At 48.8% G+C, this 23,037-nt stretch carries 19 protein-coding genes and 1 tRNA gene; 8 read left to right on the forward strand and 12 right to left on the reverse strand.

The genetic code is table 11. From position 1 onward, the window contains the following. Window positions 1-16: 16 nt before the first annotated feature. Window positions 17-1,345, reverse strand: coding sequence for a PhoH family protein (locus VNQ80_RS00765; RefSeq protein ID WP_325635368.1), 1,329 nt, complete (start codon window positions 1,343-1,345; stop codon window positions 17-19). Window positions 1,346-2,114: 769 nt separating this feature from the next. On the opposite strand from VNQ80_RS00765, the gene VNQ80_RS00770 reads away from it, so the two are divergent. Further along, window positions 2,115-3,878: a hypothetical protein gene (locus VNQ80_RS00770; RefSeq protein ID WP_325635370.1), complete on the forward strand. Its 1,764-nt coding sequence runs from the start codon at window positions 2,115-2,117 to the stop codon at window positions 3,876-3,878. A gap of 59 nt (window positions 3,879-3,937) precedes the next feature. On the opposite strand, the gene VNQ80_RS00775 is transcribed toward VNQ80_RS00770, so the two are convergent. The 5 genes from VNQ80_RS00775 to VNQ80_RS00795 all read right to left on the reverse strand — a co-directional run bounded on the left by VNQ80_RS00775 (window position 3,938) and on the right by VNQ80_RS00795 (window position 8,627). Next, window positions 3,938-4,684, reverse strand: coding sequence for a peptidylprolyl isomerase (locus VNQ80_RS00775; protein WP_325635372.1), 747 nt, complete (start codon window positions 4,682-4,684; stop codon window positions 3,938-3,940). 51 nt (window positions 4,685-4,735) lie between these two features. Next, window positions 4,736-5,080, reverse strand: a complete 345-nt coding sequence (locus tag VNQ80_RS00780) for a hypothetical protein (RefSeq protein ID WP_325635374.1) — start codon at window positions 5,078-5,080, stop codon at window positions 4,736-4,738. Between the two features lie 421 nt (window positions 5,081-5,501). Continuing rightward, on the reverse strand, window positions 5,502-5,948 hold the full coding sequence (locus VNQ80_RS00785) for a low molecular weight protein-tyrosine-phosphatase (RefSeq protein WP_325635376.1): 447 nt from the start codon (window positions 5,946-5,948) through the stop codon (window positions 5,502-5,504). Window positions 5,949-5,956: 8 nt separating this feature from the next. Next, on the reverse strand, window positions 5,957-7,276 hold the full coding sequence (locus VNQ80_RS00790; RefSeq protein ID WP_325635378.1) for a sensor histidine kinase: 1,320 nt from the start codon (window positions 7,274-7,276) through the stop codon (window positions 5,957-5,959). A gap of 1 nt (window position 7,277) precedes the next feature. Continuing rightward, window positions 7,278-8,627, reverse strand: coding sequence for a sigma-54 dependent transcriptional regulator (locus VNQ80_RS00795; protein WP_325635380.1), 1,350 nt, complete (start codon window positions 8,625-8,627; stop codon window positions 7,278-7,280). 115 nt (window positions 8,628-8,742) lie between these two features. On the opposite strand from VNQ80_RS00795, the gene VNQ80_RS00800 reads away from it, so the two are divergent. The 4 genes from VNQ80_RS00800 (at window position 8,743) to VNQ80_RS00815 (ending at window position 14,462) form a co-directional block, all read left to right on the forward strand. Continuing rightward, window positions 8,743-8,817: transfer RNA gene (locus tag VNQ80_RS00800), tRNA-Val, on the forward strand. A gap of 289 nt (window positions 8,818-9,106) precedes the next feature. Next, a complete protein-coding gene (locus tag VNQ80_RS00805; RefSeq protein WP_325635382.1) occupies window positions 9,107-11,050 on the forward strand; it encodes a tetratricopeptide repeat-containing sensor histidine kinase in 1,944 nt (647 codons plus the stop codon). A 98-nt stretch (window positions 11,051-11,148) separates the two neighbouring features. After that, the gene (locus tag VNQ80_RS00810; protein WP_325635384.1) at window positions 11,149-13,329 is read left to right on the forward strand and encodes a DUF4954 family protein; all 2,181 of its coding nucleotides are present in this window, start codon (window positions 11,149-11,151) and stop codon (window positions 13,327-13,329) included. A 164-nt stretch (window positions 13,330-13,493) separates the two neighbouring features. Then, complete coding sequence (locus VNQ80_RS00815; protein ID WP_325635386.1) at window positions 13,494-14,462, forward strand: hypothetical protein; 969 nt, start codon at window positions 13,494-13,496, stop codon at window positions 14,460-14,462. Here the strand turns inward: VNQ80_RS00815 and VNQ80_RS00820 are convergent. The 6 genes from VNQ80_RS00820 to VNQ80_RS00845 form a co-directional block, all read right to left on the reverse strand. After that, a complete protein-coding gene (locus tag VNQ80_RS00820) occupies window positions 14,456-15,331 on the reverse strand; it encodes an N-acetylmuramoyl-L-alanine amidase (RefSeq protein ID WP_325635391.1) in 876 nt (291 codons plus the stop codon). The genes VNQ80_RS00815 and VNQ80_RS00820 overlap by 7 nt on opposite strands. A 12-nt stretch (window positions 15,332-15,343) precedes the next feature. Then, window positions 15,344-16,318, reverse strand: coding sequence for a DUF3078 domain-containing protein (locus tag VNQ80_RS00825; protein WP_325635393.1), 975 nt, complete (start codon window positions 16,316-16,318; stop codon window positions 15,344-15,346). 48 nt (window positions 16,319-16,366) lie between these two features. Next, window positions 16,367-17,113 carry a hypothetical protein gene (locus VNQ80_RS00830; protein WP_325635395.1) on the reverse strand — a complete coding sequence of 249 codons (747 nt, stop codon included), beginning with the start codon at window positions 17,111-17,113 and terminating at the stop codon, window positions 16,367-16,369. Window positions 17,114-17,180: 67 nt separating this feature from the next. After that, complete coding sequence (locus tag VNQ80_RS00835; RefSeq protein WP_325635397.1) at window positions 17,181-18,032, reverse strand: glucosaminidase domain-containing protein; 852 nt, start codon at window positions 18,030-18,032, stop codon at window positions 17,181-17,183. Beyond that, complete coding sequence (locus VNQ80_RS00840) at window positions 18,032-18,718, reverse strand: glucosaminidase domain and LysM peptidoglycan-binding domain-containing protein (RefSeq protein ID WP_325635399.1); 687 nt, start codon at window positions 18,716-18,718, stop codon at window positions 18,032-18,034. The genes VNQ80_RS00835 and VNQ80_RS00840 overlap by 1 nt, the downstream gene beginning before the upstream one ends. A gap of 19 nt (window positions 18,719-18,737) precedes the next feature. Continuing rightward, a complete protein-coding gene (locus tag VNQ80_RS00845) occupies window positions 18,738-19,409 on the reverse strand; it encodes an O-methyltransferase (RefSeq protein WP_414692972.1) in 672 nt (223 codons plus the stop codon). A 152-nt stretch (window positions 19,410-19,561) separates the two neighbouring features. Between VNQ80_RS00845 and VNQ80_RS00850 the strand changes: the two genes are divergently transcribed. The 3 genes from VNQ80_RS00850 to VNQ80_RS00860 all read left to right on the forward strand — a co-directional run bounded on the left by VNQ80_RS00850 (window position 19,562) and on the right by VNQ80_RS00860 (window position 22,907). After that, window positions 19,562-20,647 carry a DUF4407 domain-containing protein gene (locus VNQ80_RS00850; protein ID WP_325635401.1) on the forward strand — a complete coding sequence of 362 codons (1,086 nt, stop codon included), beginning with the start codon at window positions 19,562-19,564 and terminating at the stop codon, window positions 20,645-20,647. Window positions 20,648-20,746: 99 nt separating this feature from the next. After that, window positions 20,747-22,165 (forward strand): sensor histidine kinase, encoded by a 1,419-nt coding sequence (locus VNQ80_RS00855; protein ID WP_325635403.1) that lies wholly within the window; start codon window positions 20,747-20,749, stop codon window positions 22,163-22,165. Between the two features lie 58 nt (window positions 22,166-22,223). After that, window positions 22,224-22,907: a LytTR family DNA-binding domain-containing protein gene (locus VNQ80_RS00860; protein WP_325635405.1), complete on the forward strand. Its 684-nt coding sequence runs from the start codon at window positions 22,224-22,226 to the stop codon at window positions 22,905-22,907. Window positions 22,908-23,037 lie beyond the last annotated feature (130 nt).

Consider the following 23,037-nt stretch of genomic DNA (forward strand, 5'->3'; position numbering starts at 1 on the left):
ATTCGTGTTCACAAAATTACAACAGATCATTGGCAAGGTTGGCCAATTCACTGCGCTCACCCTTTTGCAGGGTGATATGTGCATACAGTGGATGATCCTTAACATGTTCGATGAGGTAGGAAAGGCCGTTGCTCTCCGCATCGAGGTATGGGGTATCTATCTGGTAGATGTCGCCGGTGAAAACGATCTTGGTATGCTCGCCAGCACGTGAAATGATGGTTTTTATTTCGTGTGGCGTAAGGTTTTGTGCTTCATCCACGATAAAGAAAATCTTGGTCAACGTGCGGCCCCGGATGAACGCGAGCGGGGCGATAGCAATTTTTTCGTTGGCAATGAGTTCATCGATTTTGTCACTCATCTTAGGGTCATCGGCAAATTGCTCTTTGATAAATCGGATATTGTCCCAGATAGGGGCTAAAAAAGGATCGGTTTTCGACTTCGCATCGCCCGGGAGGAAGCCGATTTCCCTGTTGCTAAGGGGTATGACGGGCCGCGTGATGTAAATCTGCCGATAATGTTTCCGTTGCTCCAATGCGCTGGCGAGGGCGAGTAGTGTTTTTCCCGTACCGGCATTGCCTTGGATACTAACTAAGCGGATGGTAGGGTCTAAAAGCGCATGGAGTGCGAAAGCTTGCTCCTGATTCCGGGGCTTGATACGAAATACCGCGGAACCCGACACGGGAACGAATGTATTGGTGATCTTGTGGTAAAATGCAGGGACGGTTTTGCGCTGGTGCTTGAGTACATAGAATTGATTGGCGCCTATATGGCCAACCGTAAGACCTTCGACCGCGGTGGGCGTTTTTTGCCGCAGGGCGTCCATCAGGGCCGTAGGTGCGCCACGAAGTATGGTCTTGCCGGTAAAGAGGGCCTCCACATTTTTAATCTTACCGGTTTCGTAATCTTCTGCGTGTAGGTTTAATGCCTTCGCCTTGAGTCGTAGGCAGATATCTTTGGATACTAATACCACCTTTTTATCGGGATGTTCTTCCATTAGGATGAGTGCGGCGTTGATGATCTGGTGATCGTATTTGTCGTTGCCGAAAATCTCAACGGCATCGACAGCCTGCCGGGTGCCCGGGAGGACAATTCGAAATCGCCCCTTGGTTTTGCCGTTTAGGTATACCCATTGGTTAATTAGTTTCTTACCCGAAAGTTCGTCGATAAGGCGGATGAAACCCCTCGCTTCAAAGTTCCGTGTCTCATTACCACCCTTCATGTTGTCTAGTTCCTCGAGCACTTGTATCGGTATGGCTACATCATGTTCCTGGAAATTATTGAGGGCGTTGTGGTCATACAGGATCACAGACGTATCTAAAACGAAAATTTTTTGGGTTATCGCCATGGGATAAAAATACTATTTTTCGCGCAGCGAAGCAGGGCGTACCGTATTTTTGCGCAGAAAATTATGCAGCCGATGCCTGTGAGTCTCATGCTGCGTGTGGATAACCTTTGGCAAGAAATTGTGGATAGCGGAACACGGTGTGGTGCTATAGGGCCAGCGAGTGCATTATTGACTATATGTGGTTGTTGATAAACTGGCTTTTCCAAGTGGAAAACGTGTTAATAAAATAAATCACTTTTTTCTTGCATTGTGAGGCTTTTGTTGTTACCTTAGTACTATCAAGAACGGAGTTCTTTAACATATGCCCGAATGAAGCATCACAAAGGTGGCGTATAGCCGAGAGGCCGATACCATCTGATGACTTTAGCAAGGGATTGGTTCCCGGAGGTTTTATGCCGAACGGAGCAAGTCAACTACCCACGGTACGCGACACAATCACCATATGCATCGGGAGTTTGCCCACACGTGGAACTCTACGGAGAGAAGCGGCACATGGCAAGCTGCAAATGACGGATTGCAATTGCTTTCATTAGCAATCGCATGAGACAAATGCCAGTGAAGACACTCAACTTGATACCTATTTACAGCTACGGTTGTAATTAAGGTTAAAAACGGAGAATTCAAATCGAAAGAGGCGGTTCTCCGTTTTTTTAATATATCAGCCACAATCCCTATCTTTACGAAAACATTCATAACCAATTGTTGTTCTTCGGTCAATGCGATTAAAGTAGGAAACTGAAGCGAGTATAGGAACTAACGTTTACTTTTTATGAAGCCTCTCTGGAAATGGATAATCGGTATTATTGCTGCCTTGTTGATTATCGTCACGATTGGTGCGTGGTATCTAAGTCGCCATTGGAAGCCGATATTGGATGCACAGCTCAAGGAGGCAATCATAAGCTCCACAGATAGCCTGTATCTTATTGCTTACGATGGACTGGATTTTAACCTGATTACCGGAAATGCCTCCATTAAAAACCTGCGGCTCACCGCCGACACCAACCGGTATGCGCAGATGGAGCTCCTGCAGCAGGCGCCCGATAACATTTACCACATCAATATTGCGAACTTAAGGATCCGACAATTCCACCCCCGCCGCATCCTGACGGAACGCAAGCTACATATCGACGACATCATCATCGATACGCCGAGCATCCACGTAGTCAACAAATACCATGTGTATAACGATACGGTAGCGGCCGATCGGGATGAACGAACCCTCTACCAACGGATATCAAATATCTTACGGGAATTGAGCGTGTCGCGGATTGCATTCAATGAGATCCAATTTAAATTTTCGAAAAGAACAGACTCTACACGTAACGAAACCGAATTGCATAACCTAAACTTGCTGGTGAGTGATATCCTCATCGACTCTTTGTCGCAATTTGATACTACACGGTTCTACCATACCCGTGCAATCGATATTGATATGCCCGGCCTCCGGTATGAAACGCCCGACAGCTTTTATTATGTGAGCTTCGATCGGCTGCAGATAGCGACGCTGTACAGACAGGTGACGCTTTCAGGGCTCAAATATGCGCCGCGTATGGACAAGGCGGAATACTTTAAACGGAAACAACAGGCGAAGGATATGGTCCTACTCGCTTTCCCAACCATCAGGCTTGAAGACATCGATCTGCACCGGTTTGTCCGCAGTCAGAAACTTTATGCCGGAAGCTTACACATCGATAGTGGTACGGTGGCGATAGCTAACGACCTGCGGTATCCGAAGAAACCGACAAACAAGATCGGCAAGTCGCCGCACCAATTGCTGCTAAAGTTGAAGCAGCCGATAAAAATCGATTCGGTGTTAATGAATAATGTGGATATCAGCTACGCGGAGGTGAGCAAAAAGTATATGAAGGAGGGGCAAATCACATTTAACCGCACGAGCGGTGTGTTCCACAACGTTACAAACGACTCCGTAGCGCTGCTGCAGGACAAAACGATGGTGGCCAATCTGAGTACATATATGATGAATACGGGCAGGTTGGATGTAGAATTTACCTTCGATATGCTCGACAAGCGTGGTGCGCATTCCTATAAAGGGAAGCTTGGCCCGATGAATGGGAAACCGCTCAACCGCATTATTACACCGCTGCTGAATGCCGAGGTAGCGAGCGCCAACATCAAAGGGCTAAGTTTTGATGTGAAGGCGGATGACTATCGCTCGCGCGGGTCGCTCCGTTTCGATTACAACAATATGCGACTCAACCTGTTGGCCAATGACCAACATGGAGAGAAGTCGTCGAAGAAAGTCATTTCTTTTCTCGCTAACAGCTTCATCATCAACGACAGTAACCCCGATGCAAATGGAAAATACCATACGGGGCGTATTAATTTTGTGCGTCCGGAAGACTTTTCGTTCTTCAAAGCGCTTTGGCAGAGCCTGCTTCAGGGAATCAAAGAATGTGCGGGCATCAGTCCGGAGCGCGAAAGACGGCTGATGAACGCTGCTGAAGAGGCCAAAAAAGCATCTGAAAAAACTGGAAGCTTCTTTAAACGCGTGTTTGGCAAGAAGGAACAGTGATTTCCGGTCGGTCTTCCGAGAGACCGGTATTCGGCGACGGATGAACTTCGGTCAAACGGTCAGTATTTGGGTTTGAATAAATCGAAGAACTTCGTGAAGATATTATTACGGGGTTCCAACCCGGCCTGCTGGCGTTCCAAGTTGATGGCTTCGCGTCGTGTGAGCAGCACGATTTCCATACGCTGATCTTGCAACGGACGGTCGTATGGATCTGTTGGCACGGCTGCAATGCTATCGATAACGGCGATTCCGGAAATAAGTTCACCGAAAACGGTATAGCTCTGGTCGAGGTGCGGCGTGCCGCCCAGCGTTTTGTAAACCTCGCGCTGGTAGGACGGGATTTTCCGGCCTCCGAGCCGGTCCAGTTCGAGGCTGTCGAGCCCACGGTCACTGAATGTACGTCCTTGCACCAGATAGAATTGGGAGCCGCTGGATGCCTTTTCTGGGTTATCATCGCGCGCAGCGCCAATGACGCCCTTCTTATGAAATAGGCTGTCGTTAAACTCTGCCGGAATCGTATAATCCGGTCCGCCCTCGCCTAACTGCTGTTTTTCTGCCGCGTACCGCGAATTGGGGTCGCCACCCTGGATCATGAAATGGTTGATGACACGGTGAAACAGCAGGTCGTTGTAATAACCCTCACGCACCAGCTTCACAAAGTTGTCCCGGTGCAGTGGGGTCTCATCGTATAGCTTTAACAAGCATTCCCCCTGGGAGGTAATGATGCGTACATATTTGTGGGGTGGTGCGGCGAGAAGTAATGTGTGGAAAGCTACCAGTGCAGCAATGAGGAGTGTTTTTTTCATTCGTTATATGCTATAAGCGCTACGCTGTGCCTATGTTTAGGCATAGATCCGTTAAGAAAGTGTTTCGTCAAAATAATCAATGATCAGCGACTTGATAACCATCTCCTGTTCGAGAAGTGTGTAGTTGGGAATAGGTTTGACGAGCCGCCAATGGGGCCATCCATCTTGGTCGAGGCCTTCGAGCTCATAAAACCCCATAGCACTGAAAAGACGGCAGGTAGCGATATGCATCAATTCTTCTTTCTGTCTTTTGTTGAACTTCAAAGGCCCTTTTCCAAGTTCCTGTACGCCGATGAGGAAAAGCATGACCTTTATATCGGGCTTTTCCATTTCAAACTGCGTTGCTGTGCTCGTTTGCAGTTCGTTCCACTTCTTATTTACCAATGCCGCATTCACCTCGCAAACTTAGCTAACTTACCGTTTATATGCAAGCAGCAAAGATGCTGGCGGCATGGTAAATACTTGATATTCGATATCCAATGGGCATATTGGGGAATTATTCTACATATTGTGGTTTCGTTAGCCGGAGGGATTGGCTAGGAGCCGAGGAGGATACCTGTTGATGGACTCGAGTGTATTGATAAGACATTGATAGCCTGTTAGATGTGTTTATTTCTTGCGTACGGCATAGCCGAATGTTCAAATTGGCACAGTATTGTTGCTAATGAGGCAACCGCGATGGGAGGTAATTGGCAAAAGCAATTGACGATAGTAGCCGTACCGATATGGAGCGGCTTAAAGAGAACGGTAAATTACTTAGAAAGTATGAACTGTTTGTTTTAGTATCTGGAAAGGCGTCGCTTCGGTGGCGCTTTTTTTATTGCTTATCCTTGCGCCATTCGGTCACCAGCTCTTCGCATCGGTTTGCCACCAGTTGATAGACGGGGTCGAACAGGCTATCGTTGAAATATGGATCGGGTACCTCGTTATCAGGCAGGAACAGTTGTACCCGCGCGCGTTGCTCGTCGGTTTTGGCTTGGGCAAGCACATTACGTAGGTTTTCGCGGTCCATCACCAGAATATGGTCATATTCGTAAAAATGTGAGTAATCGAACTGTTGGGCGCGCTGCCTACTGATGTCTATGCCATACCGCTTGGCTATCGCGATAGATCGGCGGTCGGGCGGATCACCCACGTGCCAGTTGCCGGTGCCGGCCGAATCGACGGTCCATGTCAATCCCTTTTTAGTTACTAGATGTTGCAGCACACCGTGTGCGAGTGGCGATCGGCAGATATTGCCCAAACATACCATCAATATCTTCATATCAACTCTTAAAACTGTAGCGTAAACACACTCCCATTGCCTTCTTCGCTGTCTACTAGGATATTTCCGCCGTGCAGCAACATGATCTGCTTGCTTAGGGTAAGGCCTACTCCGCTACCAGATTTGCGGGTGGTAAAGAACGGAATAAAAATGTTTTCTAGCAAATCAGCGGGAATGCCTTTACCGTTATCGCTTACCTGTATCCTTGGTTTGCCATCGGTCGCCGACGCCGAGAGGGCAATGTGGGGTTCGGAAACTTCCCTCACAGCTTCCATGGCATTTAGGAGTAAGTTAATTAATACTTGCTCGATGAGATTAATGTCCAATTCCAAGACCAATTGGGTGTCTTTTAGAATGATATCCAGCTCGATATTTTTTTGGAGGATAGACGGTTCCATAAGCTGGTACAGGTTTTCGAACAGATCAGTAGCCCGCACCATGCTCAGGTTTGGCCGTTCGATTTTATTCAGGGACCGGTATGTGCCGGCAAATTTCAACAGCCCTTCACTGCGTCGTTTAATCGTTTCCGCACCCAATCGGATATCTTCAAGATTCTCATTGTTGGCCATGGTATCCAACCGGCTCTTCAGCGTATCGGCAAGGGATGATATCGGCGCTATAGAATTCATAATTTCATGGGTAAGCACGCTAAGCAGTTTTTGCCAAGCTTTGGCTTCTGTCTCGTCAATAGCCTCATTGACATTTTGATACACGATAAGCTGGAACTTGCCTTCGGGTGTCTGGAAGTGGCTGGCCGTGAGCAATAGCTTGATATTGCCTTTTGCCGAGTTCACACTGAGCAACGTTTGTTCACCAGGGACCAGCTGCGTGGTTTTCAGATAAAGGTCCTCGTTTTTCTTTTGTAAGCCCTTAAACCAGTGTAAATAAGGAATGCCGAACAGCTTCTTGAACGCTTCGTTCATCCACATCACTTTATGCGTTTCGGTATTGTAAGAGAGGATCGCGGTATCTACGATTTCCAAGATCTGATGCAAGTATTGGTACTGCGTTTCGCGCTCACCGCTTATTTTCTTAAAAACAGCATTGATTTCGTTAAATGCGCTTCGGAGGGGGAGCAACTCCGCCCGGGCGTGGCTGAGGGGGAAATGGCGTGTGAAATCACGGTATCGTGCCGCTTCGGCAAACTCTTCCAGTTCGCGATAAGCGCGCAACTGCGAACGGAAATTAAGGGTCAATAACCAAATACAAAAGGGAGCAAGCAGTGCTGCATAGCTGTATTGGGCTTTGAACAATAAATAGGCAAGGCCGGTTAGGGCAATCACGAGTAATATCGCCCGGAAAAAAATCAACCGCCTGAACCGCCGCATACTAGATGTCGTATTTACTTAGCCGCCGGTATAGCGCCGTACGGGTAATACCCAGTTCTTTCGCCGCCTTGCTGATATTACCGCCATGTTTTTCAACGACATTCGCAATAGTAATGCGTTCGAGCTCCACCAGATTGTGCTGACTGGCAGCCCCGTTATCTCGATTGGCGGACGGCGTTTGCTCGATAGGGGAAAAAATAAGATCTTCAGCACCTAAGACTTCAGTCTCCGCCATGATAACAGCTCGTTCAATACTGTATTGGAGTTCGCGGACATTCCCGGGGTATTGGTAACCAAGAAGCTTCTGCTCTGCCCGCTTGTCGAAATCGGCAGCGGGTTTCATGTATTTCTGGGCATATTTGCGGAGAAAGTGCCGGGCAATGAGAAGCGTGTCATCCCCCCGCGCCCGAAGCGGCGGCACCTGTAGATCTACCGTATTGACGCGATAGATTAGGTCCTTCCGGAAGCGATTTTCATTAGCGAGATCGGCCAGTGGAACGTTGGTTGCGCAGACCAGGCGGATGTCCACGGGAACAGGGGTATTACTGCCGAGTGGAATGACCTGTCGATTCTGGAGTACGCTCAACAGTTTGGCCTGTTGTTGGAGTGAGATGTTGCCAATCTCATCAAGGAACAGCGTACCTCCATTGGCGGCCTCGAACCGTCCGGTGCGATCTTCGCGGGCGTCGGTAAATGCACCTTTCTTATGTCCGAAGAGTTCGCTTTCAAATAAACTTTCCGTTAGCGAGCCGACGTCCACTTTGATGAAAGGCTTATCTGCCCGTTTTGATTGCTTGTGAATCGCCGTGGCGATAAGGTCCTTTCCCGTCCCATTTTCACCGAGTATGAGTATGTTCGCATCGGTAGGGGCTATTTTGCCAATTTTATACCGCAAATCTTGCATAACCGGTGAATCACCGATAAATTCCGGGTCGGTCCCCGCCATATTTCTGTCAACATTGGTGCGTTTGTTTGTTGATAATAAGTCGGCGATGACACCAATTAATTGCTCATTTTGCCAAGGCTTGACCACAAAATCTGCTGCCCCTTGCTTGAGTGATGTAACGGCTAGGTCGATCGCACCGTAAGCAGTTATCATCACGACCGGGAGGTCAGGCTTGGTCGATTTGATTCGGCTTAACCAGTAAAGTCCTTCATTGCCCGTATTGATCGTGCTTTTGAAGTTCATGTCCAGCAATACCAGGTCTGGTTTCTCTTTTGAGAGCACGGCAGGGATTAGTTCCGGATTGTGCTCGGTAATGACTGTTGCGACGTGCTGTTTGAGCAATAGGCGTACAGCGGTTAATACATCGGGGTCATCATCAACGATTAATATGCGCGCATGCTTCATGTTGGCTGTCTGAATTTAAACCGTAAAACTACGACTATATGTATGGGCTGGCAAAAAAATGAAAAAAATAATTTTGTATATCGTTAAACTGCGCTATATTTGCAGACCCAAATGAGGGAGCATAGCTCAGCTGGTTCAGAGCATCTGCCTTACAAGCAGAGGGTCACAGGTTCGAATCCTGTTGCTCCCACAGAAACACCCGCTACACGGCGGGTGTTTTTAATTTATAAGCCATGTTTTTTATTGCCTTTATATCACCTGCTTGGCAGAAATCGATAGGTATTAGAGCCCTAAGCGTAAATCTTTGAGACCGCGCCGAGGAGCGGGCGGCATTGGTCGGGTTTTTGCTCCAATCGAACTAAATTTCTTAAAAATCTAATCCCCCCGGACACGGGTTTGGTTCATTTTTCTAAGGAAGTGCTGTAAAATCAATGTCATTGTTGCTTGTTTTAAACTATTTTTTATATTTGACGCTGTAAATGAAACGCTTAGCGCTAAAGTTGGCGTGTACTGTGCCCATGATGATCGTATTGAGCACCCCGTTGGTTGCCCAAATCAAAGACATCAGTGCACTGAAGGCACGCATCCCTGCCCTACGTGATAGTACGGAGCGAGTAGCAATCTACGCGCGATTGGGAATGCTGTATGCCAATCGATCCTTGGATTCGTGCTATTACTTTGGAGCCCGGGCACTTGACCTTGCTAAGCGTATCAACGATAAAGCGGGTGAAGCAGAAGCACTCAACGTACTTGCATTTTATTACCAAGAGAAAGCCAACCCCTACCTTGCCTATAAGTACGTTAATGAATCCCTGACGATTTTCGAGCGATTGAAAAATGAACCGAAAGTCTGTGAGGTAACTATGAATATCGGCGTTTTGTTGAGTTTTGAAGGTAAGTTGGACCAGTCGCTCACGCAATACCGAAAGGCATACGAATTGAGTGAGCATCTTTTACAAGACTCCATCAGACCACTGGTGATGCTTAATTTCGCGCTGGCACAATCTTTCATGCCACAGCCGCCAGACGTGACTCAATTAATCGATGAAGCAGAGCGTCTGGCGGAAAAACAGGGAAATCAGCGATTTCTGCTCATAGCACGGTTAACACGTAATACCACCCGCTTCCGAAGTGGGGTAGCCCCCAAAGAGATTATCCCGCTGCAACATGCCCTTATCGAGGAAACGAAAGCATCCGGTTACGAGTACTTCACGGCACTGGCATACATGGAACTTGGCAATATGTTCCTGCCTGTAGCGATAGACAGCGCCATCCATTATTTCGATCGGGCCATCGCTTTAGCCGACAAGACGGGTTACGAGGGGCTTCACTTCCAAACGATGGCTCAAGCGTATCAGGCATTGTCGCAGATACAACCGGTGCCACGCCGGGCCAATGCATATGGTCGAAAGTTATTAGCGCTTAGCCGCGAAAGGGAGCTGGAGAGCCAGAAGACAGGAATGGATTTTCTCCAGCTAGCCCTCAAGGAACAACAGGTAGCCGCAGATGAGGCACGGCTGCGATCGCGCAGAATGCTGGGCATATCATTGGGTGTCATCTGCCTGCTGGCCATTGGGTTCTCATTGCTCGTATTCTATTTGTACCGCAATAAGCGCCGATTGGCCACCCGTCAAAAGGAAGTCAATGCCCGATTAGAAGAGCAGTATAAGCAGCTTGAAGATAATAACGAGTTTCATCAAAAGCTGATTTCCATCATCTCCCACGATCTGCGGCAGCCGCTGTCATCGATGTTAATGCTGGGCGAGGGAGGTATGGTAGACCGGATGAGCGACTCGCAGCGGCAATATGTATTCGATCAGGTCAGCCAAAATGCCCGGACCAGTTTGCAAGCGATGGATGGCCTAGTTCATTGGATGAAATTGAACACGGTAGGGCTGGCTTATACACCATCAACCGTAAACCTCAAGGAAGCTATTCTAGCTGCCCTTGCATACAATCAAATGGTGGCCGACCAGAAAGGTATCGTAGTGATGGACTTTATTCCCGCTACAATAGGCGTACTAGCCCAAAGCGAAATGCTCCTATTCGTCAACCGCAATATCCTCAGCAATGCACTGCGCCATACGCCGAATGGAGGGCGGATCGTGATTTCCGTCGTCGAAGACGAGGAGGGCAATAACGCGGTGATACGTGTTGCCGATTCCGGCAGCGGAATCCCACCGAATTTGTTGCCCCATCTATTTGATAAAGAACGGTCGGATAGGGCAAGCGGTGGCTCCGGTCTAGCGCTGATTATCTGCCACGAGATGATTGAAAAGATGAACGGCCGGATTTGGGCAAACAACAATCCCGACGGCGGCGCGTCGGTTTGTTACAGCTTACCGCTTGCTATACCGATGAGAGACAACATGCCCCCGTATCGCCCCTCATTGGAAGAAACCCAAACGCAATCGATTGATTAACGTTAAAAATGCTATTTTTGCGGCGGCGCGTCGCCAAAGGTTGCGTCTATTCCGTGCTACACCATGTAGGCGGATCGTAGTATAACAAGTTGCCGACAATGACACCAAAACGGAAACCACTGGATACCTTAGGGTATAATTTTATCCCCGCCGAATACTTACCGGACGGAAAAGACGAATACGATTTACGCAATAGCCAACAGTTGACAGACTACGCTTACCGGCAGCTTCACGCCGACGAAATCGACATTCTTATCGATAATGGGAACTATTCACCCAACTGGGCAGACGTACTGGTAACCGACCGATTTTTTCCGGAGCAAATACAACGATCCAAATTTTACGGGCGTGTGCGTATCGGCGACATGGAAGCCAGTTTCTTAGATTACCGCGATTTGCATCTTCCCGTCGGCATCTATAACAGTGTGGTGGTGAGCTGCGATATCGGCGGTTACAATGCCATCCACAATGTGCATTACATGGCCCACTTTATTCTGGGTGACGAGGTCGTACTATTCAACATCAATGAGATGGAGACAAGTAGCAATGCGAAATTCGGCAACGGCATCCTCAAAGATGGCGACCCTGAAAGCAATCTCATTGCTCTTGAACTCTGCAATGAGAATGGCGGCCGAGCGGTGCTCCCTTTCGATGGGATGCAGGCTTCTGATGTGTATCTCTGGACGCGCAACCGGCATGATAGGCACCTCCAAAGCCGGTTCCGTGAAATGACACTCGCCCGATTCGATACCCGCAGAGGGTACTACAGTACGATCAGCCACCGAACGGTGGTCAAGAATTCGGATACCCTTAAGGATGTCAGGATCGGCACGGACGCTTACATCAAGGGTGTCAATAAGTTGAAGAATGTCACGGTCAATTCCATCGCGGGGGCCTATACCCAAATTGGTGAAGGGTGCGAGCTGGTAAACGGTATCGTGGGCCACGGGTGCCGTATCTTCTATGGCGTCAAGGCGGTACGGTTTATCCTTTCCGCATTTTCACAGCTGAAGTACGGTGCACGCCTGATCAACTCATTCTTGGGCGACAACAGTACCATTTCATGCTGTGAGGTGCTCAACTCACTCATTTTTCCGGCACACGAGCAGCACCATAACAATTCGTTTCTTTGCGCGGCGTTGATCATGGGACAAAGTAACATGGCCGCAGGAGCCACCGTGGGGTCGAACCACAACTCGCGGGCAGCAGATGGTGAAATCGTCGCCGGCCGTGGCTTCTGGCCGGGGCTCTGTGTGAGCCTCAAACATAATTCACGATTCGCTTCCTACACGCTTATCGCTAAAGGCGATTTTATGTACGAGCTGGATATCCGGTTGCCTTTCGCCATGGTGAGCAACGATGTGGCAAACGACCGGCTGGTTGTCCTTCCGGGCTACTGGTTTTTATATAATATGTACGCGTTGATGCGTAACAACACCAAATTCCTCGACCGCGATCGCCGCTCGCTGAAAAACCAGTATTTCGAATATGCGGTGTTGGCGCCTGATACGGTCAATGAGATGTTTGCCGCACTGCGCGAAATAGAAATCGCCGTCGGCAATGCATTCTTCCCGGATATGGCTGATAAGGATGAGTGCGCCCAACGGGGCCGCGAAATCCTTACTGATAATGAAATCGATTTGAGTACCCAGGAAATTACCTTAGCAGGGGTAGAAAATTCCAAACGTCGGGTAGTGGTTATCAAGGTACGCGAGGGCTATCGTATTTATCAGCGAATGATTGCCTATTACGGGGCTACGCAACTGAAGCGGTATTTTGATACGCACTCGCTTGACCAGTTCGCCGAGGAATACCCGGTGGGCCAAGTTTCCTACCAGCGGGAGCTGTTTGAGGACGTTGGGGGCCAGCTCTTCCGAAAGCAGGACCTGAATACGTTGCTCAATGATATCCGAGACGGTAAACTCGACGACTGGAGCGCCGTACATCAATGTTACCATCGGCTAAGTAGCAATTACCCGGTACACAAGCTCGGGCACGCATTGTCATCGCTACTTGAGATAAACGGCATGCAACGAAGTGAGTTGACAGCCGCATTTATCCAGCAAGTAATTGATGAGAGTGTCTTGACAAAGCAGTGGATCTGCCAGGAAATCCATAAAACTCGCGCGAAGGATTATCAAAATCGGTTCCGTCAAATGGTCTATGAAAATGAAGCGGCGCGGGACGCCGTGGTCGGCTCGTTGACAGACAACGCCTTCATCCAACAACAGCAGGCGGAATACGAACGCTACGTTTCTTCCATTCCGGAAATAAAATAGACGATACGTTGTTCGACTGCGTATTATTGTCTTTTTTGCGTTCCTTTGCGATGATGAATGTTATACATGTACGTTGCCTGATTATATTTCCTGTTGGTTTAAGTTTGTTGTTTTTTTTCGGGGCTTGCCAGTCCACGAACGGTGGCGGGCGTATAACTGAAGGAATGAGCCAAGAATCTTCGGACGTATTCGAGGATGACTCAATAGCGGTAGTGCGTGACGATACATCTGCTGTGAAGCAGAAAATAATTGACGATGCAACGACTTATCAAGCGAAGCTCCAGGCACTGGCTAATGGGGATACCACGGGACGTTGGCCGGTGCCCAACCAGCCGCAACCGTTACCGGGCGCCATTCTACCGTATAAGCGGATTGTCGCCTTCTATGGCAACCTATATTCGGCGCGCATGGGTATCCTAGGCGAGCTGCCGCCGAATGAAATGCTGGCGAAGCTCGACGAAGAGGTGGCCAACTGGAATGCTGTCGATACGGCTACCGAAGCAATTCCAGCATTGCACTATATCGCGGTGACTGCGCAGGGAAGTGCCGGCCGTGATGGGAAATACCGTGCACGGATGCCGTTCAGCCAAATCGACTCCGTGCTCCGAATTGCAGAAAAGCGAGATGCCCTTGTGTTCCTCGATATACAGGTTGGGTTTAGCGATTTACAGGCAGAACTTCCCCGCTTAGACACATTCCTACGCATGCCACATGTGCACTTAGGTATCGATCCGGAGTTTTCCATGAAAGATGACTTGCCTCCGGGAAAGCGTATCGGTCATTTCACTGCAAAAGACATTAACTTCGCAGTGAACCACCTCGCCGAACTCGTTCGGGCAACCAACCTACCACCAAAGGTGCTGGTAGTGCATCGCTTCACCCAGGGAATGGTAAAGGACTACCAGCAAATTAAGCTGCATCCCGAGGTTCAGGTGGTCATCGACATGGACGGATGGGGCGCGCCGGCATTGAAGAAAAACACCTATCATACCTACGTTTTCCGCGAGCCAGTTCAGTTTACAGGGTTTAAGTTTTTCTACAAAAACGATTTGAAGCCTGCGCCCCACCGCATGATGACGCTAGAGGAAGTGCTTGCACTCACCCCCAAACCGGTATATATCCAATATCAATAGTTGAGGTAAAGATCATACAACACACAGATATCATCTTCGGTCAGTACCGCACTCACGTCGTGTTGGATGTAATGTAGCTTAAATGCCCGTATTGCTGCTTCTAGATTACTCGTGTCATAGCCGATAATCCGCAGTGCATCTACGGGATTGAAGTGTTCGGGTGGGTTGGCCAATGAATCCCCAGGCCAATAGCCAAATCCGCTTTCCGCCAGCCGTTTCCAAGGAAAAAAGGCGCTCGGGTCTACTTTCCTGGTTGGTGCGATATCCGAGTGTGCAATGAAATTGGCTGTAGGGATGTTATACTTTGTCTTTAATGTGTCGAGCACGTTGAGCAGACTATGGATTTGGGCTTCGGAAAACGGCTCACTTCCGTTGTTGTCGAGCTCGATACCCAACGATACCGAGTTGAGATCCGTCACACTACCCCACTTTCCGGCCCCCGCATGCCATCCCCTTACGTAATCGTTGAGCATCTGAACAATCTCTCCGTCGCGGCCGATAACATAGTGGGAACTTACCTGCGTATGTGGCACCGTGAATGTATGCAAGGTTTGTTGAAGGCTATCCTGAGCGGTGTGGTGAATAACGACATAATTGGGCTTACGTAAATTGAAGTGAATAGCCCCAACCCAATGCTCCGGGTTTTTTGCTTGCGGATCTTCTGAAACGACTGCCACCCCCGACGTGTCATAGGTGGTGATAAGTCGCGGGGTAATGTAGGGTAATGGTTGCCGAATCTGCTCGGTGAGCGCGTTGATTTGCTTCTTATAGACACGATTAGTCTTCGCATAGCGGTTAGCGTTGCATGCCGATAGCATGAACGCCGCTCCGGTTAGCAGCACGGCTACTTTTATTCGGTGCGTGCGCATAAGGTGCAAGGATTATCTCGGGAGCTTATAGAGCAACCCCAAGGCCAGCGTCTGGCTCGTTTGGATATCCTCATGCAGGCGACTGTCGTACAACAGTATGCCACTGAGTGTCACATTGATTAACCGGGTAACAGAGGCAGTAAGGGTAGCATCCAACCGATGTGACGGATCGCCGAGCTCTTCGTAGTTAGCAAACATGTTGTAGCGGCTTTTGAGATTGAGGTTCCGAGCAATGTTTCGGTCCAGATTGGCCGTAATCTGAAAGGCGAGGTCATTGCGGAAGCGCTTATCCGATTCAACGCCAAACCGGGTGCCGCCATTGCGTGGCACGAGTCGTTCATCCAATATAAAGGTTTGGCGGGCGGTGCCTGTGCCGATACGTAGAGAGAACGTGTTATCCGGTTTGTATTCGATACCTAATGACTCTGTTAAGTAACCGGGAGCCATGAAATTAGAAATCGTATCGGCGGGAGTCCCGTCAGAATTATACGTTACGCCCATGTCAAACTGACTTTCGAACGTAAGCGAGGTAAACAATGACCAATGGTTAGAAACTTTAAGCGAAAGTTTATTATCCCAGAATATCCGGTCGTTGTTTTTTCGGGGTTGTTGATCTTTGTTTTTCTGCTTTCCGTATTGCAGCATGAGTTCCGTGACGAAGTTAGTGTTGTCGCGCGTATAATCAGACTTGTGGTTGAGCAGGAGGCCAACGGAAATGGAATTGACACCCCCACCGGTCCAGTTATCGCTAAACGACGACTGGTTGGCATTGATGCCAAATGATGACCAATGCCGCCAATAGATAACCCTTAGGTCCAGCGCAGACACGGGTAACGTGACCGGACGGATATCAAGGCTGGGCCTTTCGACCTTCAAGCTATTGGAATCGGGCCTACGTCGCAGCTCATCGATATCATACGTTTGGGCGCTGGCCAGTGACGTCCAACCTAATAGGACAATCAGTGAAAAGTAAAACGGTTGTTTCATATCTGCCGCTAAATTAACAAATATCGTGCTGTTTTTGTGCAACTGCGTTTATTTCTCGATAGTAGGAAGCGGCGGAAGCCGGCGGGCAGCAGGATTTTGCCGATAGCGGGCCAGCGAAGAACGGATATAGAAAGCCAAGTTATAGTCGTTTGCACTGAGTATAAAGAAATACGAAGGACGGTATTGCCGCATGAAATCGATTAAAGTTTCTCCCCGGAGTCCGGTTACACCACTTACCAATTCGGGAGTGAATCGATAATCGATAACTGACTCCCGATAGTCACGCTCTATAATTTCCTGAAGTCTGCGGGAGTTTTTACCCTCGCGGCTGATGAGTTTATACAACGCGTCGATGCTCAGTCCCGACCCGGTTGGGCCTGTAGAGAAAATAGAGCCAGCATTGCCCTTGGCGTATGCCGTACTGTATTCACGCTTGTTTTGCTCAAGTCGCTCTTCGGGGCTACGGCGTGCGATAACTGACACTTCCTCAAGCCATATTGTGGACCTCGCCATGTTGAAGAGTACAACCCGCTTGTCGGATACAACCAACGTGTCTGGGTAATACCCCTTGGCAGCAGCTATGAGTATATCGCCGGGCGACGCATCGATCATGAATTCCCCGCGCGTGTTATTATAACCGCCATCATCGTTTGCCGTATTATATACATATACTTGCGAAATGCGCTGCTTGGTGTGGGTATCAAACACAATGCCCTGAACGGTAGTCTGTGCGGTTGCAAAATGGCACCCGATACCTAGTAACAGTCCACAAAATATGATACCCGCATGTTTCACTGTCGTAAAACTACGGCTAAGTTTGCAGTCGGCGAAAAAATTAACATCATTTAGCAATTAGGAAACGTTATTGTGACACCAGAATCAGTTGGCCAATGAAGACCGATTCGGTCTTTAACCCGTTGAGATCCATCAGCTCTGCGGTTCCCATTCCGTATTTCCGGGCGATGGCAGCTAATGTGTCACCCTGTTTTACCTCGTGGATGTCGATGCGCACCGGAGCCTTGGTTTCGGCCACCAGCGTTTCTTCGGTCTTGTTCTCCACGATTTCGGTTTGCACGATGGCCTCCCGCTGGTTTTTTTCATCCCGTGTTTCGGGGCGATCGTATTGATACAGTTGATACCGCTCGATGAGGCTGATTAGTAGGTCGGCATACTTCGGATTGGTGGCATAGCCAGCCGCCTTGAGACCTCGGGCCCACCCTTTGTAGTCGTCTTTATCGAGTTCAAACAATGAGGCGTAGCGTTTGCGCAGGAGAAACTGGGAATGGTCATGGAAAGAATCTTCCACCCGTTGGTAAACACGGAAGCAATCATCGCGCCGGTCGTCGTCGTGATAGGTTTTTCCTCCGTTCCACTCCGGCGTACATTTGATACCGAAATGGTTATTGGCTTCGCGGGCAAGCGTGCTATTGCCGTTACCCGATTCGAGCAGTGCTTGTGCGAGCTTGATGCTTGCCGGTATACCATATTGTTCCATCTCGGTGATGGCGATGTTTTTATATTGCTCGATATATGCCAAACCCGATAGGCTGGTCGTCGGTTTGGCAGAAGGAGAAGTTTGTTGCGGTTTGTGCGGATGTGGACGGGGAACTGGCTGGCCCCGCTCGGTTACACGTGGGTTTTGGAGCACATCCTGCTTAGAAAGACATGATGCGAGCGACAGTACGGCAAGCAACGCATACAAGAACCTTCTCATTATAGTATCAATTGTTGGCCAATGCGCAACCGTGATCCGGTAAGTCCATTTTCTTGTTGGATGGCTCGCACTGTCGTTCCGTGCTCACGGGCGAGGTCATACAGGGTGTCCCCACTTTTTACCGTATACCATGTAGCATCATCCGGAGCGTCGGTAGTAGCTACCAAGGCGTCCCCTTCGGGTTTCTTATCCAACTCGTCAAGGCCATACTTACGGATCATGCCGACTACCGTTGATGACCAAGTGGGGCTTTGTGCATAACCCGACCGGGCAATGCCCTGTGCCCACTTCCGGTATTCATGGGGCCGATATAAATCGAATAATTTTTTGGTGCTTTTGCGACGCTGGAGGAAATCGATAAAATCCCCATACGATTCCGCTACCGATTCATAACCTTTGTAAGCTGATCGGATTTCCTTACTATTATTAGGGCCTTTGATGCCAAAATGGTTATTTAGATACCGGGCTATTTTGCTGTTTCCGTGTGCACTTTCGTGCATAGCAACGGCAAGTATAATGCTGGCAGGGCATCCGTACTCTTCCATATACTGGATCGCAGCGTCTTTATACTGCTCGATATAGGCCTCGGGGGTAATCTGCTGGGCGACGGCTTCGACGGTCGAAACCGCGACTAATAAAGAGGTAAGGCATAAGGTGATTACGGCAGTCTTGATTGGTACGTTCATTCCTCATGGTTTTTGTCCCTCATCGTTTCCGCAACAGGAAAAGCCCGTCGCGAACAGGGAGAATTAATTTGTCTATGCGTTCATCGTTGGCAAGTTGATCATTTAGCGCGGTAATCTGTTGGGTTTGGTTATCACTGGCTCCCTTAACCGCTTTTCCTTTCCAAAGCACGTTGTCTATCAAGATCAGTCCTCCGGTGCGGCTTTTCTCAAGGGCAAGTTCATAGTAAATGCCGTTGTTTTTTTTATCGGCATCGATAAAAACCAAGTCGAGCGGTCCGGCGATCGTGGGGATGATCGCGGCTGCATCGCCGAGGTGGTAATGGATGTTTTCGTTGAAATCGGACTGGGCGAAGTAGTCGCGTACGCGGTCCTCCAATTCTACGTTATTATCGATAGTGTGGATTTCGCCCCCTGCTGCGAGGCCTTCTGCCAAACACAACGTGGCGTATCCCGTAAATGTGCCCACTTCGAGAATCTGTGTCGGCGATACCAGCTTGCTAAGGAACGCCAACAGCCGACCCTGGTAGTGACCCGAGAGCATATGCGGAGCGGTTTCCCTTAAGTAAGTCTCCCTGTTGATACGCTGCAGGAGCGCCGGCTCCATGTCGCATGTTCTCTCCAGGTAGGACGTCAATAGGTCGTCGAACATATCCATCGGCGACAAAAGTACGGAAGATGCGCGAAAGTGCAAAGTTTCCTATTTCGTCCCGCGACTTGCCACTTTCGTCCCTAATCATCCTTACCTTATCCCATATCTCATATTTTTGATGGTAGGGCAAGGGAAAGTGTAACATTTTGGCTTTCAAGTTGTCTTAACGTTACTGGCGATTATTGGGTGAGCAAATGGAGAAACTGACGCGATTTTTCTGGTGGTGCAGCGGTGCCCATCAATCTACATTGGCCAACTATCCCGCAGAGCATAATAAATATGTGGGCATTGGGGCAACGATTTTTTTCACGGGGCTTTTTGCATCCTTATCGGGCGGCTACGCGCTATATTTTGTGTTCAGCGGCGATGGCGGCGCCATCGGATATGCGGTGCTCTTCGGGTTGTTGTGGGGATTGGCTATCTTCAATATGGATCGATATATCGTATCGAGTATTCATAAAAACACATCTGGTTCCAAACAATTCCTACAAGCTACGCCGCGAATCTTATTGGCGGTGCTGATAGGTATTGTGATTGCTCGACCGTTGGAAATTAAGGTATTCGATAAGGAAATCCGTGACCAGTTGCGAATTACCTTCATCGACCGGCAGCGTGCAAGCATCGATACGCTCAACCGTGCGTTCGATAGCAAATACGCTATTGAACTGGCCAAAGTTGCCGAGTTGAAAACGGAGCGCGATTCGCTTGAGGCAACGATCAAGGCCGACCGGACCAAACTCAAGATGGAGACTTTCGGTGAGAAGAGTGTGGAAACTTCGGGTATCGTAGGGTATGGCCCTTATGCCAAGCAACGGCAGGCCGATCTGGAAAAACAAGAACAATACTTGGATACGTTGCGGTCAGCCATAGCGAGGCAAGAGACCTTCATCCAGCAACGCAAACAATTCGAAGGGTTGATGAATGCGCAATTGTTGACTGGCACACAGATGGATAGCGTGGTGAATCAGGCCGGGTTTGCGGACCGTAATACGGCATTGGGCGACTTGAAATACAATCCCGATGGTACCGTAAACAGTACCAACTACTGGTCGATCACTTTCATTATGTTGCTTTTCATTTTCTTCGAATGCTTACCTGTGTTTGTCAAGCTGATGAGCACACGAGATGCCTACGATATCGCGCTTAAAGATCAGCAAATTGTGGATATCCATCGTTCTGGGAAAGACCGTGATTCGAAGATAGCCATCGTGGACGGTGTATATGATACCAAGGTGCAGCAGGGTATCGAACAGCAAAAGGCACAACTTTGGGGCGATTAAAACTAAAACCCTTTGTTCATCCCGACTTAACCCTTATTCATCCCAATTTATTGTGCTACAACGGCCTTTTGACGTTCTTTGTCGGAAAAGTGTTAAACTATGAAGCTGAATCGTATTGAAATCATCTTAGCCACGGGAATTTATTTGTTTGCAATCGTGCTCATCATTAGCAATCAAGGGCGGGCGGGGGTTACACGCAATGTCGTGTCATTGGTGGGCTATGCCACTGTTATTTACGGGGCATATCTAGGATTTACCCAATGGATTTCGCCGGTATTTTTCAGATACCGTAAAACTGATCTGGGCATAGCATTTACCCTATTGCTCTTCTTTTTGGTTTGGCTGGGTCTCACGACGTGCGTCAGGGTACGCGACTACCATTGGGACGATGGGCAGTTTGTTGTCCATCTTACGCGCGGTGAGTCGCTTGGCGGTGCATCGCTTGTGTTTCTACTGCTTTTCGCCTACGAAGGCATCAAACGTCTCATTCGGTACCTGCAAGAAAATCACCGTACGCTCGGTACGCGTATTACGAAGGAAAGTTTGGTAGTGCTGGTTGGTGGAGCACTGGTTTTTTTTGTGTTGTTGGCAAACAAAGCAGAAAGTTTGGCCGTATTCTGGGCCACGGTGGTGTCTTATGCCTATCTGCTGTTCGCGCTGAATATTTACTGGCTGTTACCTCTTCAGGAGCGGCGGCGGTATGCCATCCAGCTTTATGGGCTAATGGTCTTTGTCGTGTCGCTCATTACTTTCATTCCCTTCGGCTTGCTTTTTATAGGTGCCAACGGGTTTAACGGTTTCGCATACTTTGCGTTATGGATATGCCTTAACCTCATCATGATTCCGTTGGCTATATTTGTGTATCGCCGCCAAAAAGAGCGTATCACGCAGCTCGTGAACCTCCGGATGGAGTTGGGCCAGACATCGGCTGGCCTGAGTTTCCTACGGTCGCAGATTAACCCCCATTTCCTGTTCAACATCCTCAATACACTATACGGTACAGCACTCCAAGAGGATGCCGAGCGTACATCCGCCGGCATCCAAAAAATGGGGGATATGATGCGTTTCATGCTTCATGAGAATAACCAAGACCGGATCTTATTGGCCCGCGAAATTGAGTACCTCCGCAACTACATCGATTTGCAGCTACTGCGTACCGCCACATCTCCCGTGATTACCGTAGAATGCGACATCAATGACGCGCTGGAAAGCACGTATGTTGCCCCGATGTTGCTTATCCCATTTGTAGAGAATGCGTTCAAGCATGGAATCAGTTTGAACGAAAAGTCGTGGATAAAAGTTAGCCTCTACGAATCGAAAGACAAATTGTATTTCGATGTACACAATAGCATCCACCGCAAACCGGAGTCCGACCCCGAGCTGCGGCACTCGGGTGTAGGGTTGGAGAATGTGAAGCAACGCCTTGCGATGCTCTATCCGGGCCGGCATGAGCTGGTAATCCGCGAAACAACCCAAGAGTATTTTGTGCATTTAACTATTGCATTGTCAGCAGGGTAAAACGCGTTATGCGCCAATGATTTGACCGTTTCTTATAAACTTAGTACCTTGGCACCTGATGATGACCGCCATTGCCGTAGACGATGAACCCATAGCGCTTGATGTAGTGCGAAGCCATGCCGCTAAAGTGCCATTTTTGGACCTCCGGGCTACGTTTACCAATGCGTTTGACGCGATGGATCATCTGCGGCGGTATCCGGTCGACTTGCTTTTTCTTGATATCAAGATGCCCGATATTTCTGGTATCGAGTTTTTTAAGAGCCTCAGTAGAAAACCACTGGTTATCTTCACCACCGCTTATTCCGAGCACGCGGTTTCCGGCTTTGAATTGGATGCCGTGGATTACTTGCTCAAACCATTCTCGTTGCCACGGTTCCTCAAGGCCTGCAACAAAGCCCAAGAGTGGGTGGAACTACGTGGTAAGAATACCAAACAGGCTTATGTCTTTGTCAAAACAGGATATGACCAAGTCAAGGTGGATTTCGATGCCATCGACTACCTCGAAGCAACCGGCAATTACGTCAACTTCGTTCTCTGCGATCGTCAAGTGTTGAGCCGGATGACGATTACCGAATGTGAGGCGTTGTTGCCTGCTGACCGTTTTGTGCGCATCCACCGGTCATTTATCACTGCTATCGACAAGGTGCAGAAAATCGAGCGTCACCAGCTCACCGTCAACGGGAGCATATTACCAATCGGTGCGTCGTATATGGCAGCAGTGAAACAATTCACGCCGAAATAGCCGATTTGACAAACTGTCCGTTTTCGTACACTTACTGCCCGATATCGAACAACGATTGAAGCGTGTTTTTTTTCAACAGATTTATAATCATATGATTATGGTTTTGGCGTAAACTGTGTTTGCAATTACG

This window comes from Parapedobacter sp., from assembly GCF_035556095.1.
GTDB lineage: Bacteria > Bacteroidota > Bacteroidia > Sphingobacteriales > Sphingobacteriaceae > Parapedobacter.

What these genes read in the sequence shown, in the direction of transcription:
- VNQ80_RS00765 (WP_325635368.1), bottom strand. Translation starts at nt 1,345, where the DNA reads ATGGCGATAACCCAAAAAATTTTCGTTTTAGATACGTCTGTGATCCTG.
- VNQ80_RS00770 (WP_325635370.1), top strand. Translation starts at nt 2,115, where the DNA reads ATGAAGCCTCTCTGGAAATGGATAATCGGTATTATTGCTGCCTTGTTG.
- VNQ80_RS00775 (WP_325635372.1), bottom strand. Translation starts at nt 4,684, where the DNA reads ATGAAAAAAACACTCCTCATTGCTGCACTGGTAGCTTTCCACACATTA.
- VNQ80_RS00785 (WP_325635376.1), bottom strand. Translation starts at nt 5,948, where the DNA reads ATGAAGATATTGATGGTATGTTTGGGCAATATCTGCCGATCGCCACTC.
- VNQ80_RS00790 (WP_325635378.1), bottom strand. Translation starts at nt 7,276, where the DNA reads ATGCGGCGGTTCAGGCGGTTGATTTTTTTCCGGGCGATATTACTCGTG.
- VNQ80_RS00795 (WP_325635380.1), bottom strand. Translation starts at nt 8,627, where the DNA reads ATGAAGCATGCGCGCATATTAATCGTTGATGATGACCCCGATGTATTA.
- VNQ80_RS00805 (WP_325635382.1), top strand. Translation starts at nt 9,107, where the DNA reads ATGAAACGCTTAGCGCTAAAGTTGGCGTGTACTGTGCCCATGATGATC.
- VNQ80_RS00810 (WP_325635384.1), top strand. Translation starts at nt 11,149, where the DNA reads ATGACACCAAAACGGAAACCACTGGATACCTTAGGGTATAATTTTATC.
- VNQ80_RS00815 (WP_325635386.1), top strand. Translation starts at nt 13,494, where the DNA reads ATGAGCCAAGAATCTTCGGACGTATTCGAGGATGACTCAATAGCGGTA.
- VNQ80_RS00820 (WP_325635391.1), bottom strand. Translation starts at nt 15,331, where the DNA reads ATGCGCACGCACCGAATAAAAGTAGCCGTGCTGCTAACCGGAGCGGCG.
- VNQ80_RS00825 (WP_325635393.1), bottom strand. Translation starts at nt 16,318, where the DNA reads ATGAAACAACCGTTTTACTTTTCACTGATTGTCCTATTAGGTTGGACG.
- VNQ80_RS00835 (WP_325635397.1), bottom strand. Translation starts at nt 18,032, where the DNA reads ATGAGAAGGTTCTTGTATGCGTTGCTTGCCGTACTGTCGCTCGCATCA.
- VNQ80_RS00840 (WP_325635399.1), bottom strand. Translation starts at nt 18,718, where the DNA reads ATGAACGTACCAATCAAGACTGCCGTAATCACCTTATGCCTTACCTCT.
- VNQ80_RS00850 (WP_325635401.1), top strand. Translation starts at nt 19,562, where the DNA reads ATGGAGAAACTGACGCGATTTTTCTGGTGGTGCAGCGGTGCCCATCAA.
- VNQ80_RS00855 (WP_325635403.1), top strand. Translation starts at nt 20,747, where the DNA reads ATGAAGCTGAATCGTATTGAAATCATCTTAGCCACGGGAATTTATTTG.
- VNQ80_RS00860 (WP_325635405.1), top strand. Translation starts at nt 22,224, where the DNA reads ATGATGACCGCCATTGCCGTAGACGATGAACCCATAGCGCTTGATGTA.